Source organism: Achromobacter sp. UMC46, assembly GCF_014170335.1.
Lineage (GTDB): Bacteria > Pseudomonadota > Gammaproteobacteria > Burkholderiales > Burkholderiaceae_B > Achromobacter.
Genome location: NZ_LZZS01000016.1, coordinates 56,033 through 79,793 on the forward strand (window position 1 = coordinate 56,033; position 23,761 = coordinate 79,793).

Genomic DNA, 23,761 nt, shown 5'->3' on the forward strand with positions numbered 1-23,761 from the left:
CCATGTCTAAACGCAAAGTCATCGTGACCATCGCCCCGACGGGGGGCATGGCGCTGAAAAGCCAGAACCCGCATCTGCCGACGCAGCCCGCGGAAATCGCCGAAGACGTATACCGGTGCTACAACGCCGGGGCCAGCGTGGTGGCTCTGCACGCGCGCCGGCCCGACGACCTGGCCACCTGCAACGCCGATATCTACCGCGACATGAACCGGCGCATCCGCGACCGTTGCGACATCGTCCTGAATAATTCCACGGGCGGGGGCGTGCATGGCGACATGGTCAAGGAAACGTCGCCGGGCACCTGGGAGATCCTGTGGGAAGAGCGGCTGAAAGGCATGGATGCGGGCGCCGAGATGTGCACGTTGGACGCCACCACGCTGAACCTGGCCTTCGGCGACCGCGAATACCTGATGAACACGCCGCTGACCCGTGCGCGCGAGATGGCGGCCGCCATGCAGGCCCGCGGCATCAAGCCGGAGTGGGAGGTGTTCAGCCCGACGCACATCCTGCAGGATGCGACGACGCTCATCAACGAGGGCCTGGACGAAGCGCCGCATTTCATCAACCTGGTGATGAACGTGCACCGGAATTTCCAGAACGCCATGCCGTTCTCGCCCCGGCATCTGCAGATGATGGTCGACCTGCTGCCGAAGAACAGCATTTTCTGCGTCAGCGGCATCGGGCCGGCGCAGCTTGAAGCCAACATCAGCGCGTTGCTGCTGGGCGGGCACGCGCGGGTGGGCCTGGAAGACAACCTTTACTACCGTCATGGTGAGTTGGCCACCAACGTCCAGCTGACCGAACGCATCGTCCGCGTGATCCGGGAAATGGACATGGAGCCCGCCACTCCGGCCGAAGCGCGCGAGATGCTGGGCCTGCCGCTGCAGAGCGGCATCCGGCCGGCGTTCGCGCTCTGACCCGGCTTCCGAACCTATATCGACAAAGCGACATGATCGAATCCTTGAAAGGCAAGCGCGTCCTGATTACCGCTGGGGCGCACGGTATCGGCCTGGCCATTGCGCGGAAATTCCTGCTGGCCGGCGCCGACGTGCATATCTGCGATGTGGACGCCGGCGCCTGCCAGGCGGCGCGCGCCGCGTATCCGGCCTTGAGCGCCAGCGTGACCGACGTCTCCGACGAGGCCCAGGTGCTTGCCATGTTCGATGACCTGGCCGGACGGTGGGGCAAGCTGGACGCGTTGATCAACAATGCGGGCGTGTCCGGCCCGACGAGCCGGCTGGAGGATACGGCGCTGGACGCGTGGCGGACCACGCTGGACGTGAACCTGACCGGCACGTTCCTGTGCGCCCGGAGCGCCGTGCCGTTGCTGCGGACGGCGGGAGGCGGATCCATCGTCAATATCTCGTCGGTCGCGGGCCGCCTGGGCTTTTCGTTGCGCACGCCTTACAGCGCCAGCAAATTCGGCTTGGCTGGCTTGACGCAAACCTGGGCCATGGAGCTGGGCCCGGACGGCATCCGGGTGAATTCCGTCTTGCCGGGCGTGGTGGCGGGCGACCGCGTGGAACGCGTGATCGCCGCCCGCGCGTCGGCCGGGGGCGTCAGCCACGACGAGATGCGCATGCAGCTCGTGGAGAAAGTCTCGCTGCGCCGCATGACGCAGCCTGAGGATGTGGCGAACCAGGTGGCGTTCCTGTGTTCCGATGAAGGCGCGATGATCAGCGGGCAAAGCATCTCGGTGTGCGGCAACGTCGAGTATCTGGGATAAGCAGGGCAAATAGAAGGCGTCCGGCCGCCGGATAGAATGGTCTGCTTCCATGGCAGATTTTCTTCTAGCGACCAGACCGCATGACCCGGGCATTCGAACTTGAAACGCTGAAGATCCGCATGAATGATGCGGACGTCCAGCGATTGGACCTGCATCAGCGCATCCAGCGGGCGCTGCGTGCCTTGATCCTGGACGGCGCGCTGGACCCGGGCGTGAAATTGCCGGCGACGCGCGCCATGGCCGCGTCGTTGGGCGTGGCGCGCGACACGGTCGAGAACGCCTACGTCCAGTTGCACCGAGACGGCTACATCGTCCGCCGCGAAGGGTCGGGCAGTTATGTGTCCGACACCGTCGGCGCCGAATTGCGCGGGGCTGCGGCGCGGCGCATCCGGCTTGCCGACGACAAGCGCGGCCTGGCCGAGCCGGGGGCGGGCCTGAGCCGCCGGGGCAAGATGATTTTCGACAGCGGCGGCGTCAGCGATCAGCGGGCGGTCCAGGCATTTGCGACGGGGCTGCCCGAGACCCGGACGTTTCCGACAGATGTGTGGGAGCGCTTGCAGCGCCAGGCGCTGAAGGATCATCGCGATCAGGTACTGCTGCACGGTGATCCGCAAGGCGCGGCGCCGTTGCGCAAGGCGATCGCGTCCTATCTGAACCTGGAGCGGGGCGCCAAGGTGTCGCCCGACCAGATCCTGGTGCTGAGCAGCACGCGGCAGGCCCTGTTCCTGTGCGCGCAGTTGCTGGTGGACGCCGGCAAGCCGATCCTGCTGGAGAACCCGGGCTACTTCGGCGCCAAGAAGGCCTTTGAATCCGCCGAGGCCCGGATCGTGCCTATCGACGTCGACGCGCAGGGCATCCGCACGGACCTGTTGCGCGCGGACCGCAGCGGCGCCAACTGCGTGTATGTGACGCCCTCGCACCAGTACCCCACGGGCGCGACCCTGTCGCTGGCGCGGCGGCTGGAACTGACCCGCTGGGCGGCCGAGAACGGCAAGTGGATCATCGAAGACGACTACGACAGCGAATTCCACTACGACGGCTTGCCGACCGCCTGCGTCCAGGGCCTGGACAAGTACCAGCGCACGCTTTACATCGGCACCTTCAGCAAGACGCTCTATCCCGGCTTGAGGATGGGCTACATGGCGCTGCCCCGCGAACTGGTCAGCGCCTTCGCCTACGCGCGCAGCATCCTGGACGGGCATACGCCGCAGATCCTGCAACTGACGCTGGCGCGCTTCATGGAAGACGGGCATTACAACACCCATATCCGCGCCATGCGCAAGCTGTACGCCGCACGCCGCAACGCTATGCTGCGGTCGCTGGACAAGCACATGGCGGGCATCGCCACCGCGCTGCGGCCCGAGGGCGGGCTTCAGATCCCCTGCATGCTGCTGCGCGGCTGGTCCGAGGAAAAGACGATCCGGCAGGCCGCGGCCGCAGGTCTGTTGCTGCCGGGGCTGAGCCGGCTATATGCCGGCGCGGACAAGCGGCAGGGCTGGGTACTGGGGTATTCCTCGTTGACCGAGCACGAGATCGACACCGCCATGCAGCGGTTGTCGCATGCGCTTGGAAGACGATAGCGGGCCACGTGCTACGGTTTGGCGGGGCTGCCGATCAGCGCGCGGTTGCCGCCGTGCATCAGCAGATGGGCGGTCAGCCCGGCGGCCAGCCCCCAGAACGCGCCACCCACGCCCAGCAGCGTGACGTTGGCGGCTGTGGCCAGGAAGGTGATCAGCGCGGTCTCGCGGGTACGGGCGTCGGCCATGGCGTTGGCCAGGCTGCCGCCGATGGCGCCCAGCAGCGCCAGCCCGGCCAGCGTCGTGATGAACGCCTTGGGCAACACCATGAACAAGGTCGCCAGCGTGACGCCGAAGGTGCCCACCAGGATGTAGAGCCCCCCGCAGGCCAGCCCCGCCAGGTAGCGTTTGCGCGGGTCTTCGTGCGCGTCGGGGCCCGTGCAGATCGCGGCGGTGATGGCCGCCACGTTAAAGGCGTGCGCGCCGAACGGGGCCATGATCAGCGAGCCCAGGCCGGTGACGGTCAGGATCGGGTTGGCGCTGATCGGGTAGCCGTCGTTGCGCAGCACCAGCATGCCCGGCATGTATTGGCCCGTCAGCGTGATGACGAACAGCGGCAGCGCCACGCCCAGCAGCGCGTGAAGCGAAAACCGGGGCATTTCGAATACCGGCGCGGCGAGGCTGAGGTGGACGGCCGAGATGTCGATGCGGTCCTGCGCGATCAACATGGCGACGCCGATGAGCAGGATGCCGACGACGGCGAAGCGCGACGTATAGCGCTTGAGCAGCGCATACGAGACCACCAGCACGATCACCAGCGGCGGGTCGACGCTGGCGCTGCCGAAGGCATTGACGCCGAACTGCAGCAGGATACCGGCCAGCAACCCGGCCGCGATGCCGCCGGGAATCCTGCGCACCAGCTTTTCAAAGGCGCCGGACAGGCCCAGCACGATAAAGCCTGCGGCGGACACGACGTAGGCGCCGATGACTTCGCCATAGGGCGTGAACGGCATCACCGTAGCCAGGAAGGCCACGCCGGGCGTGGACCACGCCGTGATGACGGGCGCCTTGAACCGGAAGCTGAGCAGGGCGCCGGTGACGCCGACGCCGATGGAAACCGCCCACACCCACGACGCCGTCTGAGCGGGCGTCAGCCGGGCCAGTTCGGCGGCCTGGAACACCAGCACGAAGGTTCCGCCGTAGTTCACCAGCACCGAGATCAGGGCGGCGACGGTTGGCGAAAAGAAGTCGGCGGGTCGAAGGCGAGCCGGCGGTGTCGTCATGAATCACTCCACATTGCGTAGGGGGCCGCAGGCGCGGCCCGAACAAGGCGCAAAGTATAGGAGTGACGTGGACTGCTAATTCATGCCACTTTGGCATCAACTAGCAGACCACCTTGGCGGGCTACGCCAGCACCTGCGCGGGCTGGTAGAAGCAATAGCCGCTGTTGCGCAACGTCTTGACCGGCAGCGTCTGCCCGCTGAGGTCTTCGACACGCCGCCGCAACCGCCGCATCTGCGTGTCCAGGCGGCGTTGGTCGTAGTCCAGGTAGTCGAAGCCCAGCGCTTCGATGATCTGCCGGCGGCTGATGTTCACGCCGGGCTGGCTCATCAGGCAGCGCAGTACCAGCAGGTCTTGCTGCGATAGCGGCACGTCGGGCGAGCCGGGGATGTGCAGCCGCCGCGGACCCACTTCCAGCGTCCAGCCGGGCGCCGGCTGGCTGGCGGGCGTCTGCTGCAAGCCCAGGCGTCGGACCAGCGCCGCCAGCGTAGCGGCCAGTTCGTCCAGGTCGCAGCCCTTGCCCAGGTAATGGTCGGCGCCGAGTCCCAGGCCCGAAATCCGGTCCGCGCTGGTCTGGCGTGCGCTGAACACGACAATGCCCACGCGCTGGCCTTCCTGGCGCAGCCGCTGGATCAGGTCCAGGCCGCAACCGTCGGGAAGGCCCAGGTCGATGACCGCCAGATGGTGCCGGTCGGGATCGAAATGCCGGTCGAACTCCTGCAGGCTGGATACGCATCGCGGGGCGTAGCCGAGCTCTTCCAGGAACTCGCCCAGTTCCTGGCGCAGTACCGGTTCGTCTTCCAGCAGGATGACATCAGGCATGCGATGCGCCTGCGTGAAAACCGCTTGAGGGGTGGTGTAATCTGCGTGGCTGCACGGGATCGCGACTCGATGAAACGGAAATATTACCCCACGGTGTGGGCTGGATTTGTGCTGTTGGCGCTGACGTTGGCCGCTGCCTTGGCGGTTGCCGGGCAGGCGCGCGCCGAGCCGTTGCATCTGAATGCCCAACTGCGGCAGGCGGATGCGGCAGGCCATCTGGAGCGCCTGGACGACCGGGACGGGACGTTGACCGTCGCTCAGGCGGCCGACGCCACCGGATGGGCCGGGATGCCCGCGGGCCTGAGCGCGGGCTTTACGCCGTCGACCGTCTGGTTGCGCCTGCCGGTCGTGGTGGACGATATCCCTCGCGGCGGATGGATGCTGCGGCTGAGCAACGCGCTGCTTGACGATGCGCGCCTCTATGTCGGCAAGGATGGCGATTGGTCGCTGCTGGGGCACAGCGGAGAAGACGTGCCGCGGCGAGACTGGCCCGTGGACTATCGCAGCCCGGTGATCCAATTCGATCCGCCGGTTCCGGGTGAATACGTGATCGTGGCGCGCCTGCAAAGCAAGAACGCCCTGGCGACGCGCCTGGAGGTTTGGCAGCGCCTGGCGTTCGACAACCAGTCGCGGCGCGAGGGGTTGCTGTTCGGGCTGTATTTCGGCTTCTATCTGCTGCTGATCTGTGTGCATGCCGTTTTCTGGTGGGCCACGCGCGCGCCCATGAGCGGACTGTTCCTGGCCTATATCGGCAACTGCGTGTTCAACGAAGTGATGTCGCTGGGACTGGTGCAGCAATTGACGGGCTTGCCGGTCGGCTGGAGCGACCGGATGCTGGGCATCGGCATCGCGGTCAGCCTGCCTGTGGCGCTGCGCATCGCGTCTGCCCAATTGAATCTTGCCGCGTTGTATCCGCGCCTGGTCCGCGCGACCGAATGGCTATTCTGGGGCATCGCGTTCGCGTGTTCGGCGCTGGTGGTGTCGGGGCATTATTCGTGGGGCATGCAGCCGGTCCAGTTGCTGGCCTTGTCGCTGATCGTGGGCTTCACGGCCTTGGCGTGCTATTTGCTGAAGCAAGGATGGCGGCCGGCGCGTTTCTTCGTGCTGGCGTTCGGGGTGTTCTATCTTGGCGTGCTGATCGCGTTCCTGCGCAACCTTGGCGTACTGCCGGTCAACATGTTCACGGAATACGTGTCCACCCTGGGCACCATGCTGCATATGCTGTTGCTGAGCCTGTTCATCATCGGGCGCCATGAACGGCTGCGCCGCGACAATGAGCGCCAGCAGGCCAATCTGGCGGCGGACATGGCGCGCCAGCACAGCCATGGGCTGGAACGGGAAGTGGCGCTGCGCACCGCGGAAATGCAGGGCGAGATCCAGCGCCGGGTCGAACTGGAAGACGAACTGCGCGCCTCGCTGGAGCAGGAGCGCCGCGTGTTCGCCGAGCAACGCGAATTCGTGGCGATGGTGTCGCACGAATTCCGCACGCCGCTTGCCATCATCACGACGTCAGCCCAGCAGCTGGGACGCAATCTTGCCGCGCCAGTTGAGAAAAGCCTGGCGCGCTGCGGCAATATCCGCGACGCTGCCATGCGTCTGCTGGCGCTGGTCGACGAATACCTGACCCATGACCGCATGCGCGAACCCAGCGCCGAGCTGCGCCTGACGCAATGCGACCTGCTGGCGCTGCTGGCCGATCTGGACCGCGAGTTTCCCGCGGGCCGCATCCAATGCGTCTATGGCGCGGGCGAGCATGTCCTGCTTTGCGATGCAGGCATGCTGCGCATTGCGTTGCGCAACCTGCTGGCAAATGCGGACCGGCATTGCGCGGCGGGCAGGGCGGTCCGGGTGACGCTGCGGGAAGAGGGGGGATTCATGCACATCGACGTGGCGAATTCCGGCGACCGCATCGCACCGGCCGAGCAGGATCGCCTGTTCCAGAAGTACTACCGGGGCCCGAATGCGCTGCGCCATCCTGGCGCCGGCCTGGGGCTGTATCTGGTCAGGACGATCGCCGAGAGGCTGGGTGGTTCGGTGTTCCTGAAGAGCGCGGGCGGAGGCGAGCCCGTGTGCTTTTGCCTGAGCCTGCCCCGGGCGGCGGCGGCCGGGTGAGCTTGCATGGGGATAGGCGCCATCCAAGGTGTCGACACCCGACAATCTGTTGCATAAACGCATCTATATGTTTCTGTCGAATTTATCGTCGAAACATAAAATGAGGTCAATTCTCCGCTTACGTCGTCTATTTTCAGCGAAAAAAAGCCCTGAAATATCGAAAATTTCAGGACTGCTTAGATTTGCTCAGATTTGAGAACGCAATCATCGGTATATTTCAGCAGCGAAATTTACAAATTGTGACGCTGTCCGATTCAGGAATATCCGATGAAAAAGCCTTCCCTCAATCACATCTACCGCCTGGTCTGGAACGACGCCTTGGGCGTGTATGTGCCGGTTGCCGAATTCGCCGGCGCTCGTCGCAAGCGCAGCGGGTCCGCCGCCGCGTTGACGGCTGCGCTGCTGCTGTCCGGTCCGGCGCTAGCCGCCGACCTGCCGACAGGCGGCAATGTGGTGGCGGGGGCGGGGTCGATCAGCCAGAACGGTTCGGCCATGACCATCAACCAGCAAACCGGCAAGATGGCGGTGGACTGGCAGAGTTTTTCAATCGGCAAGGGCAGCAGCGTCACGTTCAAGCAGCCCGGCCGCGATTCGGTCGCGCTGAACCGCGTGCTGGGGCCCGACGTGTCGGTGATCCAGGGCGCGCTGAACGCCAATGGCCAGGTGTTCCTGGTCAACCCGAATGGCGTGGTGTTCACGCCGACCGCGCAAGTGAACGTGGGCGGCATCGTCGCCAGCACGCTGAACATCAGCACGCAGGATTTCCTGGCGGGCAATTACCGGTTTGAAGGCGCCAGCAGCAACGCCATCATCAACCAGGGCAACATCACGGCGGCCCCGGGCGGCAGCATCGCGCTGATCGCGGCCAAGATCACCAACACCGGCAACCTGACGGCCGACAAGGGCAATGTCCTGCTGGGCGCCGGCAGCCGCGTCAAGCTGGACCTGGGCGGTCCGGTCAAGATCGAAGTGGAACAAGGCGCGATCGACGCGCTGATCGAACAAGGCGGCGCCATCCGCGCCGACGGCGGCACGGTGTACCTGACGGCCAAGGCCGCGGGCGACCTCGCCAGCACCGTCATCAACCACACGGGCATCACGCAGGCCAAGACGCTGGCCACCGGGGAGAACGGCAAGATCGTGCTGCTGGGCGACATGGTCAACGACCGCATCGCCGTGGCCGGCACGCTGGACGCCAGCGCGCCCAACGGCGGCAAGGGTGGTTTCGTGGAAACGTCGGCGGCCAAGGTGTCGGTGGCGGCAGGCGCGTTGATCACCACCAAAGCGGTCAGCGGCCAGCATGGCTCGTGGCTGGTCGATCCGACCGACTTCACGGTCAGCGCCGGCACGACGGGACAGACGGACAGCGGCATCGGCGCGGATACGCTGTCGGTCAATCTGAACAACGGCAACATCGAACTGCAGACGGTCGCCTCCGGCGCCCAAGCGGGCAACATCAGCGTGAATGCCGGCGTAACCTGGAGCGCGGACACCAAGCTGACGCTTAGCGCTCACGGCAATATCTACCTGAATGCGCCGATCACGGCGACGGGCGCAAATGCGGGCCTGGCGCTGAACCATGGCGGTTTCACGCAGAACGGCAGCGTCGCCGCAGGCACCGATTACCGCGTAAATTCGCCGGTCACGCTAAGCGGCGCGAACTCGACCTTTTCCGTCAACGGCAATGCGTACACGTTGATTCGCAGCGTGGCGCAATTGAAGGCCATCGATGGTTTGGGTACTGGCCGTTACGCGTTGGCGCAGGACCTGGACGCGACGGGCGTGGCTTTTTCCCAGACCGTTGTCGGCACAGACGTTGAATTCAATGGTGCATTTGATGGCCTTGGCCATGCGATCTCGAACGTGAACGGCGAACAGGGATTCCTGGGGGTATTTGGAATTACGGGGGCCGGCTCCGATATCCGCAATCTTGGCGTCGTGAACATCAACATGAACAGCTGGGATTTTGCGGGCGGGCTGGTCGGCTACAACCAGGGCCGGCTAGACAATGTCTATGCGATTGGCAATATCTCCGGCGGCGATATGGGCGGCGGTGGCATTGGTGGCCTTGTCGGAATCAATTTCGGTTCCATTTCCAATGCGTACTCCTCGGGGACGGTCAAGAATTCCGAAATTGCCGGCCCGATGATGGGAAATATGGGAGGCTTGGTCGGCACCAATTATGGGACCGTCGACAAGTCGTACTCGACAAGTGTGGTGACGGAAGGCATGTTCTCCACGCCCGCGAGCGGCGCGCTGGTAGGCTATAACGCCGGCACGGTCACCGCCAGCTTTGCCTCCAGCACGGACGCGGCGGGCAACGCGTACACCACGGCGCCGATGACCCGCCTGACGGGCATCGTCGGTAACACGAGCAACAGCGGCATGAAGACCGCTGCGCAGCTGTCCCAGTTGGCGACGTTCAAGAACGCCGGCTGGGATATCGACGCGGCAGGCGGCACGGGCGCAACGTGGCGCATGTACGAGGGTAATGGCGGCCCGCTGCTGCGCGGCTTTCTCAAGCAGGTCACGGTCAGCCTGGCCGACAAGGTCTACGACGGCCGGGTGAGCGGGGGCATCGGCTACGTGTCGTCGCAGCCGGGCGCCCAACTGGGCGGCAGCATCAACTACACCACCAATTCGAAGAACGCGGGCGTCTACCGGTTGGCCGACGGCACGCTGACCGTCAATGGCGGCCTGTACTCCAATCAGCAAGGCTACGACATCGTCTATGCCGACGGTTTGGCCTTGAACGTCTTGAAGAAGGGCGTGTCGGTAGGCTTCACCGCCCAAGACAAGACGTATGACGGCACCCTGGGCGCCAGTGTCAACGGTATGGTGGGCATCGACGTACTCGCGGGCGACATTCTTGGCGTTGGCGGCACTGGCAGCTTTTCGGACAAGAACGCGGGCGCGGGGAAAACCGTCTATATCGGCGGGGTCGCGCTGACTGGGCTAGACGCCAACAACTATTTCATCACCACGGGCTCGTCCGCCACGACCACGGCCTCGATCACGCCTCGCGAGCTCACGGGGTCGGTGACGATACGCGACAAGGTCTATGACGGGGGCATCCGCGCTGATGGGCAGGGTTCCGTTTCGGGCTTGCTCCCGGGCGATGCCTACAGCCTCAATATGTACTTTGCCGACAAGAACGTGGGTACCAATAAGCAGGTCGTTTTCGCGCTCAGCGGCCTGGATGCCGGCAATTACGTCTTAGGTGCAGGCTTGAATGCGTTGACGGCCACCATCACTCCCAAGGCCGTGACCGCCGCGTTGACTGCCGGCGACAAGATTTATGACGGAACGACCACCGCCACGGTGTCCGGTCTACTGTATGGCGCCATCAACGGCGACATGTTGTCGCTGATGAGCGGCGGAGACTTTCTGAACAAGAACGTTGGCGTCGGCAAGGACGTGTTCTTCTACAGTACGTTGACGGGCCTGGATGCGCGGAACTACAGGTTCACGTTCAACGCGCAGTCCACCGCCACGATCACGCCTAAGGCGCTGACCGGGGCGATCACCGCCGCCGGCAAGACCTATGACGGTACGCGTGATGCCGTCACGTCGGGCCGACTGACGGGCGTCGTCCAAGGCGACACTGTCATGTTGGCAAGCACCGGCTTGTTCGCGGACAAGAATGCGGGCGTGGGCAAATCCGTGACGTTGGACGGCTCGCTGCTGGGTATCCATGCGGGCAACTACACGCTGTCGTACAACGGCACCACGACGGCAGACATCACGCCCAAGGCGATCACCGGCGCACTGAGCGCTGCGAGCAAGGTCTATGACGGATCGCTCGACACCGTGATCAGCGGCGTCTTGTTCGGCGCTGTCCTGGGCGACAACGTCGGGATAGGCGGCACGGGCCGCTTCGGCGACAAGAACGCCGGCGTCGGCAAGCAGGTGGCCGTATCGGGCATGTTGTCCGGCGCTGATGCCGGCAACTATCTGCTGACGGCCAATACGATGACATGGGCCGACATCACGCCCAAGGCATTGACGGGCGCCATCACGGCCGCCGGCAAGACCTACGATGGCACGACCGCCGCCAGCACGACGGGTTCGTTGAACGGGGTGGTCGTGGGCGATACGGTCGCGCTGTCGACGTCCGGCGCCTTCGCCGACAAGAATGCCGCCATCGGCAAACGTGTCAATGTCAACGGCACGTTGACGGGCGCGGACGCCGGCAACTACACGCTCAGCGCCAATGCCACGACCACCGCCACGATCGAGCGCCGGGTCCTGGGCGTGGCCGGCACTACGGTCGCAGGCAAGACGTACGACGGCAGCGCGATCGGGCAGGCGTCGGCGGGCGCGTTGAGCAACCTGGTCGGTGGCGAAACCCTCGGGGTCGGGGCGACGGCAACGTTCGACAGCGCCAACGCCGGCAACCGCAATGCGAGCGTGCGCTACGCGCTGGCTGACAGCGACACGGGCCTGGCCGCCAACTATGTGCTGGCCGACACGCAGCATCAGGCCGTCATCGACCGCCGTGCGATCACCGTCGCGGCGGACGACAAGACCAAGCGAGCGGGCAACGCGGATCCGGCGCTGACCTGGCGCATCGCGCAAGGCAATCTGGTGGCCAACGACACGCTGGCCGGCGTGTTGAACCGCGCCGCGGGCGAGACGGCGGGCAACTACCGGATCGGTGCGGACGGCTTGTCCAACGCCAACTATCTGATCGCGACGCAGGACGGCACGCTGAGCATCAGCAACGCCGTGCAGCCCGACAGCCGCCGCGAGTCGGCGTTGTCGACGGCGCAATGGCTGCAGGCCGCCGTGGGCACCGCCAACACGACCCCGCCGACGCTGCCGGGCGACCTGAGCTACGTGCCGGTCAGCTCGGGCAGCCAAGAGCCTGGCCAGGGCACGAACGCGCAGCCGGCGCCAAACGCGGGGCAAGGCGCGCGTAGCGTGCAGGGTCCGGCCCGACTGCTGGTGATCGATGGCGGTATCCGCCTGCCCGAGGGCGCGGCCCAGGGCGGCATCTGATCCCGGCACGCCGGAACGTCGACGTTTTCACTTCACCTTCTACCGGTGTCCACGGCCTTCCGGGGCCGCGGACAGCCGCCAAGAACACCCGATTTCACAAGATCATGACGCTCGCTTTGTTTACCGCTCGTCCGCACTATCTGGCGCTGGCGCTTGCCGCGCTGTTGCCCGCCGCCGCGCCCGCCTGGGCCCAGCAGATCCCCAACGCCGGCCGCATCCTCCAGGAACAGGCGACCGAACCCCAGCCGCCCGCGCCGTCGCCGGAACTGAACCTGAGCAGCCCCGTCCCTGGCGCCGTCGCGCCCGGCGGCCCGCAAGCCAACGTGTCCCGCGTAGAGCTGAACGGCAACCAGGTGTTTTCGTCGGAGCAGTTGATGACGCAGCTGGGCGCCTATCAAGACAAGGCTTATGACCTGGCTGGCATGCAAGGGCTGGCGAATCAGCTGACGCGCTATTACCACGACGCCGGCTATCCGTTTGCGCGGGTCTACCTGCCGGCGCAGGGGCTTGAGAACGGCGTCCTGCGCCTGCATGTCGTCGAGGGCCGCTACGGCCAGGTCAAGGCCGAAGGCGATGCGGCGCTGGCGGCCCGGGCCCAGTCCTACCTGAGTCCGCTGAAATCCGGCGATATCATCGAAAGCGCCTCGCTGGAACGCGCGGCGCTGCTGCTGTCCGACCTGCCCGGCGTCAACGCCAGCCCCATCATCCGTCCCGGCCAGCAGATGGGCACGGGCGATCTGGCAGTGCAGGTGGAGCGCGGCGACCTTGTGAACGGCAGCGTCGGCCTGGACAACCAGGGCAACCGCTACACGGGCCAGTACCGCGCCAATGCGGCGCTGTCGATCAACAGCCCCTTCATGCTGGGCGACCAGATCACGCTGCGCGCGCAGCGCACCAGCGAAGACCTGAACTACGGCGACGTGGGATACAGCGCGCCGCTGGGCAGTTCGGGCCTGCGCGGCCGGGTCGGCTACGGCTATACCGGCTATGAGCTGGGCAAGGAGTTCAGCGACCTGGACGCGCATGGCAGCGCCAAGGTCGCCAGTGTGGGCCTGAGCTATCCGCTGATCCGTTCGCAAAGCCGCAACCTGACGATCGGCATCGACTTCATGCACAAGAAGCTGCGCGACGACTATCGCGCCGCCGAGGTCGAGCTGAACAAGTTCAGCAACAGCGTGCCGATCGCCGCGCAGTTCGATGTGCGCGACAGCCTGGGCGGCGGCGGGCTGACGTATGGCGCCCTGAGCTGGACGCCGGGCACCTTGAAGCTGGACGGCAACCTTGCCACGGCCGACAGCCTGAGCGCGAATTCGGCGGGCCACTACAGCAAGCTGAATCTCGACATTGCCCGCCTGCAATCCGTGTCGTCGCGCTGGAGCCTGTTCGGCCGTTTCAGCGGCCAGTGGACCAACGACAACCTGGATTCGTCCGAAGACTTCGGCCTGGGCGGCCCGGCTGGCGTGCGCGCCTATCCCGTCGGCGAAGGCTACGGCGACCGCGGCTGGCTGGCCCAGCTGGAAGTCCGCTACGCGGCGGGCGCGGTCACCCCGTTCGCGTTCTATGACGCGGGCCGGGTAGAAATTTCCTCCCATCCCTGGCTGGCCGGCGAGAATTTCCGCCGCATCGCCGGGGCGGGTGTCGGCGCCCGCGTTGCGGTGGGCGGCTGGCGCGGCGAAGCCACGGTGGCATGGCGCACCGATGGCGGCCCGCCGCAGTCCGACAGCCGGGATCACAAACCCTTGTTCTGGGTAAGCGCGCAGTACTTGTTCTAAGCCAGCGCGCCGGCTTGGGCCCCTGCCTTCCTCCCGGAGGCAGGGGCTTTTTTTTGCGGCGCATCATGGCGTAAGGGAATATTCAGCCAAGACGGCTCTTGTTACGCATCCGCGGGCTATCCGTGTAATACCCGGTTCTCGGGTTGGGGGCTTTTCCATAAACTACCGGACCGCCCTGGTATCGACGCCATAGATCAACCTCCTATAACGCCCCCCATAACGAGAACGCCATGAGACAGTTTCTTCCCCCCCTGGGCGCCGCCCTGGTCTTGTCGCTGGGCACGCACGCCGCGTTGGCCCAGCAAGCGCCTGCCGCCGCGCCTGCGGCCGCCGGTACTGCCGCCGCCGCTGCCGTCCCCCGGGACCCTTTCTTCTGGCTGGGGGAGATCAACAAAGCCACCGCCGTCATCAACACCGATGAAGGCCTGCTGGACAAATCCATCGCGCCGCGCCTGGCCGCCGGCGTCGCCAAGGTGATCAGCGACGGCAACCAGCCGGGCGCCAAGCGGCCCGCCAGCGTCATCACCTTTGAACCGCTGCTGATCAAGGCGGCGGGCGAAGACGTGACGCTGCTGCACGCCGGCCGCTCCAGCCAGGACATGCACGCGACCTACCGCAGCGCCATCCTGCGCGACAAGCTGCTGGACCTGGCTGACCAATTGAACAAGACGTCCACCACGCTGGTGGAGCTGGCTGGCAAGCACGCCGGCACCATCGTGCCGAACTACACCAATGGCGTGGCCGCGCAGCCCAACAGCTACGGGCACTATCTGCTGGGCCAGGCAGCCGGCCTGGCGCGTGACGCGCAGCGAATCCGCGAGGCCTACGTCCGCATCGACCGTTCGCCCATGGGCACGACGGTGCTGAACGGCACCAGCTGGCCGCTGGACCGCAAGCGCATGGCGCAATACCTGGGTTTCGAGGCGCTGGTCGACAACGCCTACGACGCCTCGCAGATCTCGTCCATGGATCAGCCCGTGGAAGTGGCCTCCATCGTGACCAGCATCGCATTGCGCACCGGCAACTTCGTCGAAGACGTCATGACGCAGTACGCGCAGTCGCGCCCCTGGATCCTGCTGGAAGAGGGCGGCGGCAACACCTACGTGTCCAGCGCCATGCCGCAAAAGCGCAACCCCGGTCTGTTGAACGACACCCGCAGCGACGCGTCGACCGCCGTGACGCTGGCGATGGGCCCCGTGATCCAGACGCATAACATCACGCCGGGCATGAGCGACCCGAAGGACGTGAAGCAGAATTCGGCCATGGTGGACAGCGGCATCTCTGCGCTCAAGCGCTGGGACCGCGTGTTGAAGGCGATGGTCATCAGCCCCGAGCGTGCGCTGGAAGAACTGAACAGTGACTGGACCGCGTCGCAGGAACTGGCCGACGTGCTGATGCGCAAGTACAAGCTGCCGTTCCGTGACGGCCACCACTTTGCGTCCGAAGTGGTGACCTACGCCAAGACCAACAACATCAAGCCGCTGGACTTCCCGTACGAACAGGCCCGCCGCATTTATGCGGACGCCATGAAGGACTCGAAGTACGGCAACGAGCTGCCGATGAGCGAAGCAGAATTCCGCTCGACGCTGGACCCGGTGGCCATCGTGAAGAACCGCGCCACCAGCGGCGGTCCGCAGCCCGCCGAAATGGACCGCATGCTGAAAGAGGCGCGCGACCAGTTGGCCTCGCAAGGCAAGTGGATCAAGGAACGCCGCGACCACATCGACCAGTCATTGGCGGACTTGGACAAGAAGTTCGATACGCTGGCCGCCAACGCCCCGAAGGGGAAGTAGGCGGCAGCGGGCGCCGTCAGCCGACGGCGTCCAGCACGCATCCGCGCAGCCACCGATGGGCGGCGTCGCCGTCCATGCGCGGATGCCACAGCATCGACACCGTGAACGCCGGCATCGCGAAGGGCAGCAAAAAGCTGTGCATGCCTGCCCGCAGATTGCCGGTGTGCCGTTCCGGCACCGTGGCGATCAGGTCGGATCCGCGCGCCAGCGCAAGCGCCGTGGAAAATCCGCCGGCGATGGTGGCGATCACGCGATCGCGTCCGTGCGCGGCCAGTGCATCGTCGACCGGCCCTTTGTCCAGATTGCGGCGCGAGACGAGGATGTGGCGCGCGGACGCATAGCGGGCAAGCGTGACCTTGCCTTGGCTGAGCGGATGCCCGGCGCGCATGACGCCTACGAAGCGGTCCCGGAACAGCGCCCGCGTGCGCAGTTCGGGGCTGGCCGCGTCGCCGACGATACCTGTTTCCAGATCCACCGCGCCCGCGCGCAGCGGCGCACTGTCCTTGTCGGTTTTCTGCACGAAGCGCAGCCGCACGCCGGGCGCGCAGGCGCTGGTGCGGGCCAGCAGCGCCGGCCCGACGTTCTCGGCGAAGCCGTCGCTGGTACGCAATGTGAAGGTGCGCGCCAACTGTGTCAGATCTAGCTGCGCCGCCGGGCGCAGGACGGCTTCCACGTCTTGCACCAGCGTATGCACCCGCTCGCGCAGCTCCAGCGCGCGCGGCGTGGGCACCAGGCCGCGGCCGGCCCGCACCAGCAGCGGGTCTGCGGTGGCCTCGCGCAGCCGGGCCAGCGCCCGACTCATGGCGGACGGGCTCAGGCGCAGCCGGCGGGCGGCGCGCGCCACGCTGCCCTCGTCCAGCAGGACGTCCAAGGTGGTCAAGAGGTTGAGGTCGGGGGTGGCCATGCTGCAAACGTAGCACGATCGGCGCGCAGGCAGCGGTTTTGGCATGGCGCCTGGTGCAGGTATTTAATGCAAATGCTGCGCCTTCCGCCAGGTAATCGACCCGCCTAGGATGGATGCATGGCGTCGTGTTGGCGCCTTGAAATCTTGCAGGCCAGCTCATGCATACCTCCGTCCCGTCCGTCTCCCCCTCCCGGCCCTCCGTGCCCGTGTTGGCCTGCCTGTCCGTGTCGATGCTGTTGCCCGCCTTGGGCACCAGCATCGCCAATGTCGCGTTGCCGACCCTGGCGCAAGCTTTCGATGCGCCGTTCCCGTCGGTGCAGTGGATCGTGCTTGCCTACCTGCTTGCCATCACGACGCTGATCGTCAGTGTGGGACGGCTAGGGGACCTGGTCGGCCGTCGCCGGCTGATGCTGGCCGGTATCGGCCTGTTCACGGCCGGTTCGGCGCTGTGCGCGGCGACGCCCTGGCTGAGCGGATTGATCGCCGCGCGGGCCGTCCAGGGATTGGGCGCGGCCGTCATGATGGCGTTGACGATGGCGTTCGCCAGCGAGGTCGTGTCCAGGGAGAAGACCGGCAGCGCGATGGGCCTGCTGGGCACGATGTCGGCCGTGGGCACGGCGTTGGGGCCCACGTTGGGCGGCTTGCTGATCGCGGGGGCGGGCTGGCCGTCGATTTTCCTGATCAATCTGCCGTTGGGTCTGCTGGCATTCGGGCTGGCCTGGTTCCATTTGCCGCCGGATCAGCGCGGGGCGGCCGAGTCGCGGCCGCGTTTCGACGCGTTGGGATCGCTGCTGCTGGCCATGGGCATCGCCGCGTATGCGCTGGCGATGACCCGGACGGGAGGCGGCGCCGGCACGATGGTCGCCGCGCTGCTTGCCGTCGCCGGGGCGGCGGCCGTCGCGTTCGTACGGGTGCAGGCCCGCTCGGCGTCGCCGCTGATCCGGCCGGCGCTGTTCGGCCAGCCGGTGCTGAGCGCGGGCGTGGCCGCGAATGCGCTGGTGTCCACGGTCATGATGACGACGCTGGTCGTGGGGCCGTTCTATCTTGCCGGTGCGCTGGGGCTGGATGCGGCGCGCGTAGGCCTCGCGATGTCGTGCGGGCCGGCCGTCGCCGCGCTGGCGGGCGTTCCCGCGGGCCGGGGCGTGGACCGCTTCGGCGCACAGCGCGTGATGCTGGCGGGGCTGATCGCCATGGCGGCCGGGGCGCTTATCCTGCCCCTGGTGCCGGCGGTGTTCGGCGCGTTGGGCTATGTGGCGCCGCTGGCGGTGATCACGGCAGGCTATGCGCTGTTCCAGGCGGCCAACAGCAGTGCCGTCATGGCGCAAGCCGGCGCGGCGCAACGCGGGGCCGTGTCGGGCCTGCTGAACCTGTCGCGCAATCTGGGGTTCATCACCGGGGCGTCGCTGATGGGCGCGGTATTCGCCTGGGGCGCGGGCGATCTGCGGTCCGCATCGCCCGCCGCGCTGGGCTCGGGCATGCGTTGGACGTATGGCCTGGCGGCGGCGCTGCTCTTGCTGGCGTTGGTGATCGTGGTGGCGGGCCGGGATCGAAGCCGGCCCGCGCAGGCGTAGCCGGGCGTCCGCCCGGCTAGGCGGCGCCCGTCGTCATCTACTCGGCTTTCAAGCCTGCCTGAACGATCAGCGGCTCCCACTTCAGGCGTTCGCTGCGCGAGAACGCGGTCAGTTCCGCCGGCGTGCCGCCGCCCGGCTCATGGCCCAGCTCCAACAGGCGCTGCCGCACCTCGGGCCGCGCCAGGATCTTCGTGAGTTCGGCGTTCAGCCGCTGCACGACGGCGGGCGGGGTGCCCTTGGGCACGTACAGGCCATTCCATGCGATGACCTGAAATCCCGGCAAGCCTTGTTCGGCGACGGACTTCACGCCCGGCAGCAGGGCCGATTCCTTCAACGACGTCACGGCCAGCGCCCGCAGCTTGCCGCTGGTGATGAACGAGCGGGCCGCGCTGACGGTGTCGATGCCGATCTGCACCTGGCCGCCCATCAGGTCCGTCGTGGCGGTGGCCGAGCCCTTGTAGGGGATGCCGCGGATGCTGTTGACGCCTTGCTGCTTGAGCAGTTCGAAGACCAGGCGGGCCGTGGTGCTGGGCATGCCGACATTGATGCTGTCGGCCTTCGCCTTCTTGGCGTCCTGCAGGTCGGCCAGCGTGGCATACGGCGAACCCGGCGGCGTCAGCAGCACCATCGGGAACGAACTGACCAGCATGACGGGTTCGAAGTCCCGGTCGGGGTCGAATGCGGTGGACGCATACATGTATTGGTTCAGCACGTGCGTGCCGTTGGTGCCCATCAGCAACGTATAGCCGTCGGGTGCCGCGCGCGCGGCTTCGGAGGCGCCGATGTTGCCGCCCGCGCCGGGGCGGTTTTCAACGATGAAGGGTTGCCCCAGGTTGCGGGCCAGATACTCGGCCAGATAGCGTCCGGCCACGTCGGTGCCTTGGCCGGCCTGATAGGGGACGATCAGTTTGACGGGTTTGGAGGGGTAGTTGTCGGCCGCGGCGACGGGTTGCGTAAACAGCAGGGACGTCGCTAGCGCGGCGATCAGGCGTATGGCTTTCATGGTGGTCTCCTGGATATTCTTATTGGGTAGCGGTGGGTGTTGCTACAGCTTTGGAGGAGGCCATCGCGGCAAGACGCCCTGCTCCCGCAGGGCCGCGATACGGGTGTCGTCGAGGCCGGCCTCCCGGAGGACCTCGTCGGTATGCTGCGCATAGGCAGGGGGCAGCCGGCGCACGCGCACGGGTGCGTCGGACAAGCGGGTGGCGGCGCCGATGCCGTGGTAGCCGTCGCGGTCGACGCGCATGCCGCGATGCGCCGCATGCGCCTGCTCGAAGGCTTCGGGCACGCTGTGGACCGGCCCCGTCGGCACGCCCAAATGCATCAGGTCCTGGCAGACGACGTCGCGCGTGCGCGTGGAGAGTGCCGCCTCGATGGCGGTGCGCAAGGCGTCGCGGTGTTCCAGCCGCTGGCGGTTGGTGGCGAAGCGCTCGTCTTCCAGCAACGGCGCCTGGCCGATGTAATCGCAGAACTTGCGGAACTGGCGGTCGTTGACGACGCCCAGGAAGATCTCGCCGTCGCGGCAGGCGAAACGGTCGTATGGCGCGATGTTGGGGTGCGCGCTGCCCAGCAGCGCCGGCACGCGTTGCGTGTGCATCCAGTTGGCGGCGTGCGGCACCAGCAGGCTGAGGGCCGTGTCGAACAGCGTGGCGTCCACGCGCTGGCCCTGCCCGGTGCGCGCGCGGTGGTACAGCGCCAGCAGAATGCCCGCTTGCGCGGTGTAGCCCGTCAGGTGGTCCACGATGGGGATGCCGATGCGGGTGGGGCCGCTGGCCGGATCGCCGTTCACGCTCATCAGCCCGCACATGGCTTGCAGGATGGCGTCGTAGCCGGGCAGGCCGCCCAGCGGGCCGTCCGCGCCGAAGCCGGAGATGGCGCAGTAGACCAGTTGCGGAAAGCGGGCTTTAAGGTCCGTCTCATAGTCCAGCCCCCATTTGGCCATCGTGCCGGGAATGAAGTTCTCGACCAGGATGTCGGCGTCTTCCAGCAGCCGCAGCAGGACGTCGCGGCCGCCTGCCAGGGACAGGTCCAGCCCGATCGCGCGCTTGCCCCGGTTGACGGCGGTGAAGTAGGCCGCGTCGCCCTCGGCGTTGACGGGCGGGCCCAGCGTGCGGGTCTCGTCGCCGCCAGGCGGTTCGACCTTGATCACGTCGGCGCCCTGGTCGGCCAGCATCTGGGTGCACAACGGCCCCGCCAGCACCCGGGACAGGTCGATGACCCGGATGCCCGCCAGCGCGCCCGCGGCGCGGGCCTGGGGGGCATCCGGGGCGTGTTCGGCAAGCTCCGATGAACCAGACATCATTGACCTCGATTTGGCCGTGTCCGACGCGTTATCCGCGGGTGGGCAATTCAACCACGCCAGAACCCAGTACGGACAGCTCGTCGTCCTGGTTGCGGGCTTCCTGTTCGATCTCGACCAGATGCCGGCCGTCTTCGATGAACTTGCGCGTGACGCGGCCCTTGAAGAACAGCATGTCGCCCTCGGGGTTGTGGCGGCGTATCTTGCACGTGGACTTGCGCAGGAAACCGGCGTCGCCCATCCAGTTGGTCAAGTGGTGCGTCAGCCACGAGTTGCGTTCCGGGCCGTAGTCGTACGCGCCTGGCGCGCCCACTTCCAGCGCGAATTCCTCTTCCCAGTGCACGCGCTCGGGCACGTCGGGGATGCCGAAGCGGTTGGTGATGCCCACGCCAGGGTGCGCGTCGATCAGTTGCCACGCCAGCTTGTTGGCGCGGATGTACAGGCCGCCCCAGCCTTGCGCATAGGCGATGAAGCCCGTCACCGTCATCGGGCCCTTGAACATCACGGGCAGGTCTTCGCCTTCTTTCACGTCTTCCCAATAGCGGGGCGTGGCGCCGCGCACGTCTTCCTGCGCGTACAGCTTGTAGGCTTCCTTGATTTCCTCGGGGCTGTAGCGGCGCGGCTCGCGGGCGCGCACTTCCTTGTACTTGCTGCCCTGTTCGCGGGCGTGGTCGCGTTCCGTGCGGAAGCACCAGCTGTCGGCTTCGGCGACCTTGTCGCCATCCTGGTTGAAGAAGTCCACGTGATAGATCTGCTGCACCGCGCGGCCGGCGAACCGGGTCTGGTGTTCGATCAGGTTCTTCAAGTGCGCTTCGGTGGAAATGACGTCGTTGCGCTTGACGGCCTTGTGCCAGGTCCAGTCGGCGCCCGACCACATGGCGTGCACGCCGGGCAGCCCGCCCACGTAGCCCGACACGATGCGGCTGGTTGCAAACAGAAAGCTGGGCAGCGCGATGATGCCGCCGTGCTGCGTCTTGGCCGCGTAGGCCGGGTCGCACCACAGGGGGTTGTCGTCGCCGATGCCGTGAGCGTAGTGGCGGATGTTGTCGCGCGTGGCCTCGTAGCACCACGGTTCGGCGGTGGCGCCGATCTTGACGCCGATGCGCGCGCGGAGTTCGTCCAGGCCGCGTTCGGTGATGGTCGGGAAGCTTCTTTCGGTCTTGGTCTTGGTCAGCATGATGTCTCCAGGGGGATGGGTCAGACGTGCGCGGCGGGCGCGGCGTTTACGGTTGAGGCCTGGGCGGTCGCAAGCTCCTGCTCGCGCAGTTTCCGGCGATGGATCTTCCCGGCGGGCGTCTTGGGCAGTTCCGGCACGAACACCACCTGGCGCGGATATTCGTGCTGGGCCAATTGGCTGCGGACGGTGTTCTGGATCTCTTCGATGAAGGTGTCGTCGCCCGGCCGGGCCGACACCACGAAGGCTTTGACGACCTGGCCGCGCAAGGCGTCGGGCACGCCGATGGCGGCCGCTTCTGTCACGTCGCGGTGCTTCAGGATGGCGTCTTCGATCTCGACGGCGCTCATCGTCCAGCCGGCCGAGATGATGACGTCGTCGGCACGGCCGCCATGCCAGAAGTAGCCGTCTTCGTCGATGCGCCCCAGGTCCTTGGTGGCGACCCAGGCGTCGCGGCGCCAGAGTTTCAGTTCTCCCGTCACGCCGGGCGCGCAAGGCGCGCCGCTGGCGTCCTGCACTTCGACCCGCAGGCCGGGCACGGGCTTGCCGAGCGAACCGGGCTTGACCGTGAAGTCCGCCGCGCCGGGATAGTTCACCAGGCACACCCCGATTTCCGTGGTGCCGTACATGCTGCAGACGGGGCGCCCGAAGGCGGACTGCACGAAGGCGGACGTTTCGCTGTCGATGGGTTCGCCGGTGAAGGACACCTTCTCCAGCTGGTAGCGGTACTGGTCCGCCATGCCCGAGTTGCGCATCATCCGGTAGTGCGTGGCGGCGGCCGAGATGTTGTTGAAGCCATGGTCCTGCAAGGCTTGCAGCAGGCGTTCTGCGTTGAACTTGCCGGCATAGGCGCCGATGGTGACCCCCAGGGCCAGCGGGGCCAGCGTGCCGTGCCACAGGCCGTGGCCCCAGGCGGGCGACGACGGGCACATGAAGCGGTCGCCGGGCCGCACGCCGGTGCCGTACAACGCGGCCAGCATCAGCGTGACCAGCGCGCGGTGGGTGTGCCTGACCGCGTCGGGCAGTTCGCGGGTGGTGCCCGAGGTGTACTGGAAGATGGCCAGATCGTCGGCGTTCGTGCGGCATTCGTACCGGGACGGAAAGTCGGCCAGCATGCCGATGAAATCGTCGTCGGCGATGACGACGCGCATGTCGTCGCGGCCGCCGGCCAGTGGCGCCTTTTCGGCGTTGGTCACCAGCATGCGGGGCTGGCAGTCCTGCACGCGCAACCGGATGCCGTCGGGGCCGAACAGCGTGAAGAGCGGCACCGCGATGGCGCCCCGTTTCATCGCGCCGAACATCGCCACGTAGAAGGCCAGCGACGGCTCCAGCATGACGGCGACCCGGTCGCCGGGCTGGATGCCCTGGGCGGCCAGATAGTGCGCGAAACGCGACGAGGCCTCGGATATCTGCTGGAAGCCGTAAGACTCGCTGTCGCCCGTTGCGCGCACCAGGATGACGGCCGGCTGGTCGCGGCCGGCATGGCGGTCGATGCACTCGTGAGCGATGTTCATCTGCCGGCGGTCGCCGTCGAACAGTTCCCAGAGCTTGTCCGGCGTGCAGAGCGCCTGGGCGTCCGCGTAAGAAGTGGCCTGTGTCAGCGTCGTCATGTCGTCGTGCCTGTGTGGGTCCGCAATCTGTTGAAGCGATAGTGCGCGCCGCTTTTAAAATTGTCAATTACGTTCATTGATTGTATATAGACAATTTCAAGCGGGAAAATCAGGGCGGTATCGATGCGGCGAGGGACGGCGCGCAAGGTATGCTTGCCGCAATAAAAACGGAGAGTCAG

15 protein-coding genes are annotated in these 23,761 nt (G+C 66.5%); 8 read left to right on the plus strand and 7 right to left on the minus strand.

What is annotated here, in order from left to right; genetic code table 11:
• Positions 1–2 precede the first annotated feature (2 nt).
• The 3 genes from A9973_RS14850 to A9973_RS14860 all read left to right on the plus strand — a co-directional run bounded on the left by A9973_RS14850 (position 3) and on the right by A9973_RS14860 (position 3,306).
• Positions 3–917: a 3-keto-5-aminohexanoate cleavage protein gene (locus tag A9973_RS14850; RefSeq protein WP_183014509.1), complete on the plus strand. Its 915-nt coding sequence runs from the start codon at positions 3–5 to the stop codon at positions 915–917.
• Positions 918–949: 32 nt separating this feature from the next.
• Complete coding sequence (locus A9973_RS14855; protein WP_183014510.1) at positions 950–1,726, plus strand: SDR family oxidoreductase; 777 nt, start codon at positions 950–952, stop codon at positions 1,724–1,726.
• Positions 1,727–1,806: 80 nt separating this feature from the next.
• Entirely contained in the window at positions 1,807–3,306 is a 1,500-nt protein-coding gene (locus A9973_RS14860; protein WP_183014511.1) for a PLP-dependent aminotransferase family protein, read from the plus strand.
• A gap of 11 nt (positions 3,307–3,317) precedes the next feature.
• On the opposite strand, the gene A9973_RS14865 is transcribed toward A9973_RS14860, so the two are convergent.
• Both A9973_RS14865 and A9973_RS14870 read right to left on the minus strand, forming a co-directional pair.
• Positions 3,318–4,526 carry a benzoate/H(+) symporter BenE family transporter gene (locus tag A9973_RS14865; protein WP_183014512.1) on the minus strand — a complete coding sequence of 403 codons (1,209 nt, stop codon included), beginning with the start codon at positions 4,524–4,526 and terminating at the stop codon, positions 3,318–3,320.
• Positions 4,527–4,647: 121 nt separating this feature from the next.
• Positions 4,648–5,346, minus strand: coding sequence for a response regulator transcription factor (locus A9973_RS14870; RefSeq protein WP_183014513.1), 699 nt, complete (start codon positions 5,344–5,346; stop codon positions 4,648–4,650).
• Between the two features lie 69 nt (positions 5,347–5,415).
• On the opposite strand from A9973_RS14870, the gene A9973_RS14875 reads away from it, so the two are divergent.
• The 4 genes from A9973_RS14875 (at position 5,416) to A9973_RS14890 (ending at position 16,024) form a co-directional block, all read left to right on the plus strand.
• Positions 5,416–7,458 carry a sensor histidine kinase gene (locus tag A9973_RS14875; protein WP_183014514.1) on the plus strand — a complete coding sequence of 681 codons (2,043 nt, stop codon included), beginning with the start codon at positions 5,416–5,418 and terminating at the stop codon, positions 7,456–7,458.
• Positions 7,459–7,725: 267 nt separating this feature from the next.
• The gene (locus tag A9973_RS14880) at positions 7,726–12,459 is read left to right on the plus strand and encodes a YDG domain-containing protein (RefSeq protein ID WP_183014515.1); all 4,734 of its coding nucleotides are present in this window, start codon (positions 7,726–7,728) and stop codon (positions 12,457–12,459) included.
• Between the two features lie 104 nt (positions 12,460–12,563).
• Positions 12,564–14,231 (plus strand): ShlB/FhaC/HecB family hemolysin secretion/activation protein, encoded by a 1,668-nt coding sequence (locus tag A9973_RS14885; protein WP_183014516.1) that lies wholly within the window; start codon positions 12,564–12,566, stop codon positions 14,229–14,231.
• Positions 14,232–14,461: 230 nt separating this feature from the next.
• Positions 14,462–16,024, plus strand: a complete 1,563-nt coding sequence (locus A9973_RS14890) for an argininosuccinate lyase (RefSeq protein ID WP_183014517.1) — start codon at positions 14,462–14,464, stop codon at positions 16,022–16,024.
• 16 nt (positions 16,025–16,040) lie between these two features.
• Here the strand turns inward: A9973_RS14890 and A9973_RS14895 are convergent, their stop codons facing one another.
• Positions 16,041–16,928 (minus strand): LysR family transcriptional regulator, encoded by an 888-nt coding sequence (locus A9973_RS14895; RefSeq protein WP_183014518.1) that lies wholly within the window; start codon positions 16,926–16,928, stop codon positions 16,041–16,043.
• Positions 16,929–17,086: 158 nt separating this feature from the next.
• Here A9973_RS14895 and A9973_RS14900 point away from each other — a divergent pair, with 158 nt between their 5' ends.
• Positions 17,087–18,499, plus strand: coding sequence for an MFS transporter (locus tag A9973_RS14900; RefSeq protein ID WP_183014519.1), 1,413 nt, complete (start codon positions 17,087–17,089; stop codon positions 18,497–18,499).
• Positions 18,500–18,536: 37 nt separating this feature from the next.
• Here A9973_RS14900 and A9973_RS14905 read toward each other — a convergent pair whose 3' ends face one another.
• From A9973_RS14905 to A9973_RS14920, 4 genes are read right to left on the minus strand one after another with little or no spacing between them, the layout of a single operon-like run.
• On the minus strand, positions 18,537–19,502 hold the full coding sequence (locus tag A9973_RS14905; protein WP_183014520.1) for a tripartite tricarboxylate transporter substrate binding protein: 966 nt from the start codon (positions 19,500–19,502) through the stop codon (positions 18,537–18,539).
• Between the two features lie 42 nt (positions 19,503–19,544).
• Complete coding sequence (locus A9973_RS14910; RefSeq protein WP_255469164.1) at positions 19,545–20,801, minus strand: CaiB/BaiF CoA-transferase family protein; 1,257 nt, start codon at positions 20,799–20,801, stop codon at positions 19,545–19,547.
• 28 nt (positions 20,802–20,829) lie between these two features.
• Positions 20,830–21,975 (minus strand): MaoC family dehydratase N-terminal domain-containing protein, encoded by a 1,146-nt coding sequence (locus A9973_RS14915; RefSeq protein WP_183014521.1) that lies wholly within the window; start codon positions 21,973–21,975, stop codon positions 20,830–20,832.
• Between the two features lie 20 nt (positions 21,976–21,995).
• Positions 21,996–23,582, minus strand: coding sequence for an acyl-CoA synthetase (locus A9973_RS14920; protein WP_183014522.1), 1,587 nt, complete (start codon positions 23,580–23,582; stop codon positions 21,996–21,998).
• Between the last annotated feature and the right edge of the window lie 179 nt (positions 23,583–23,761).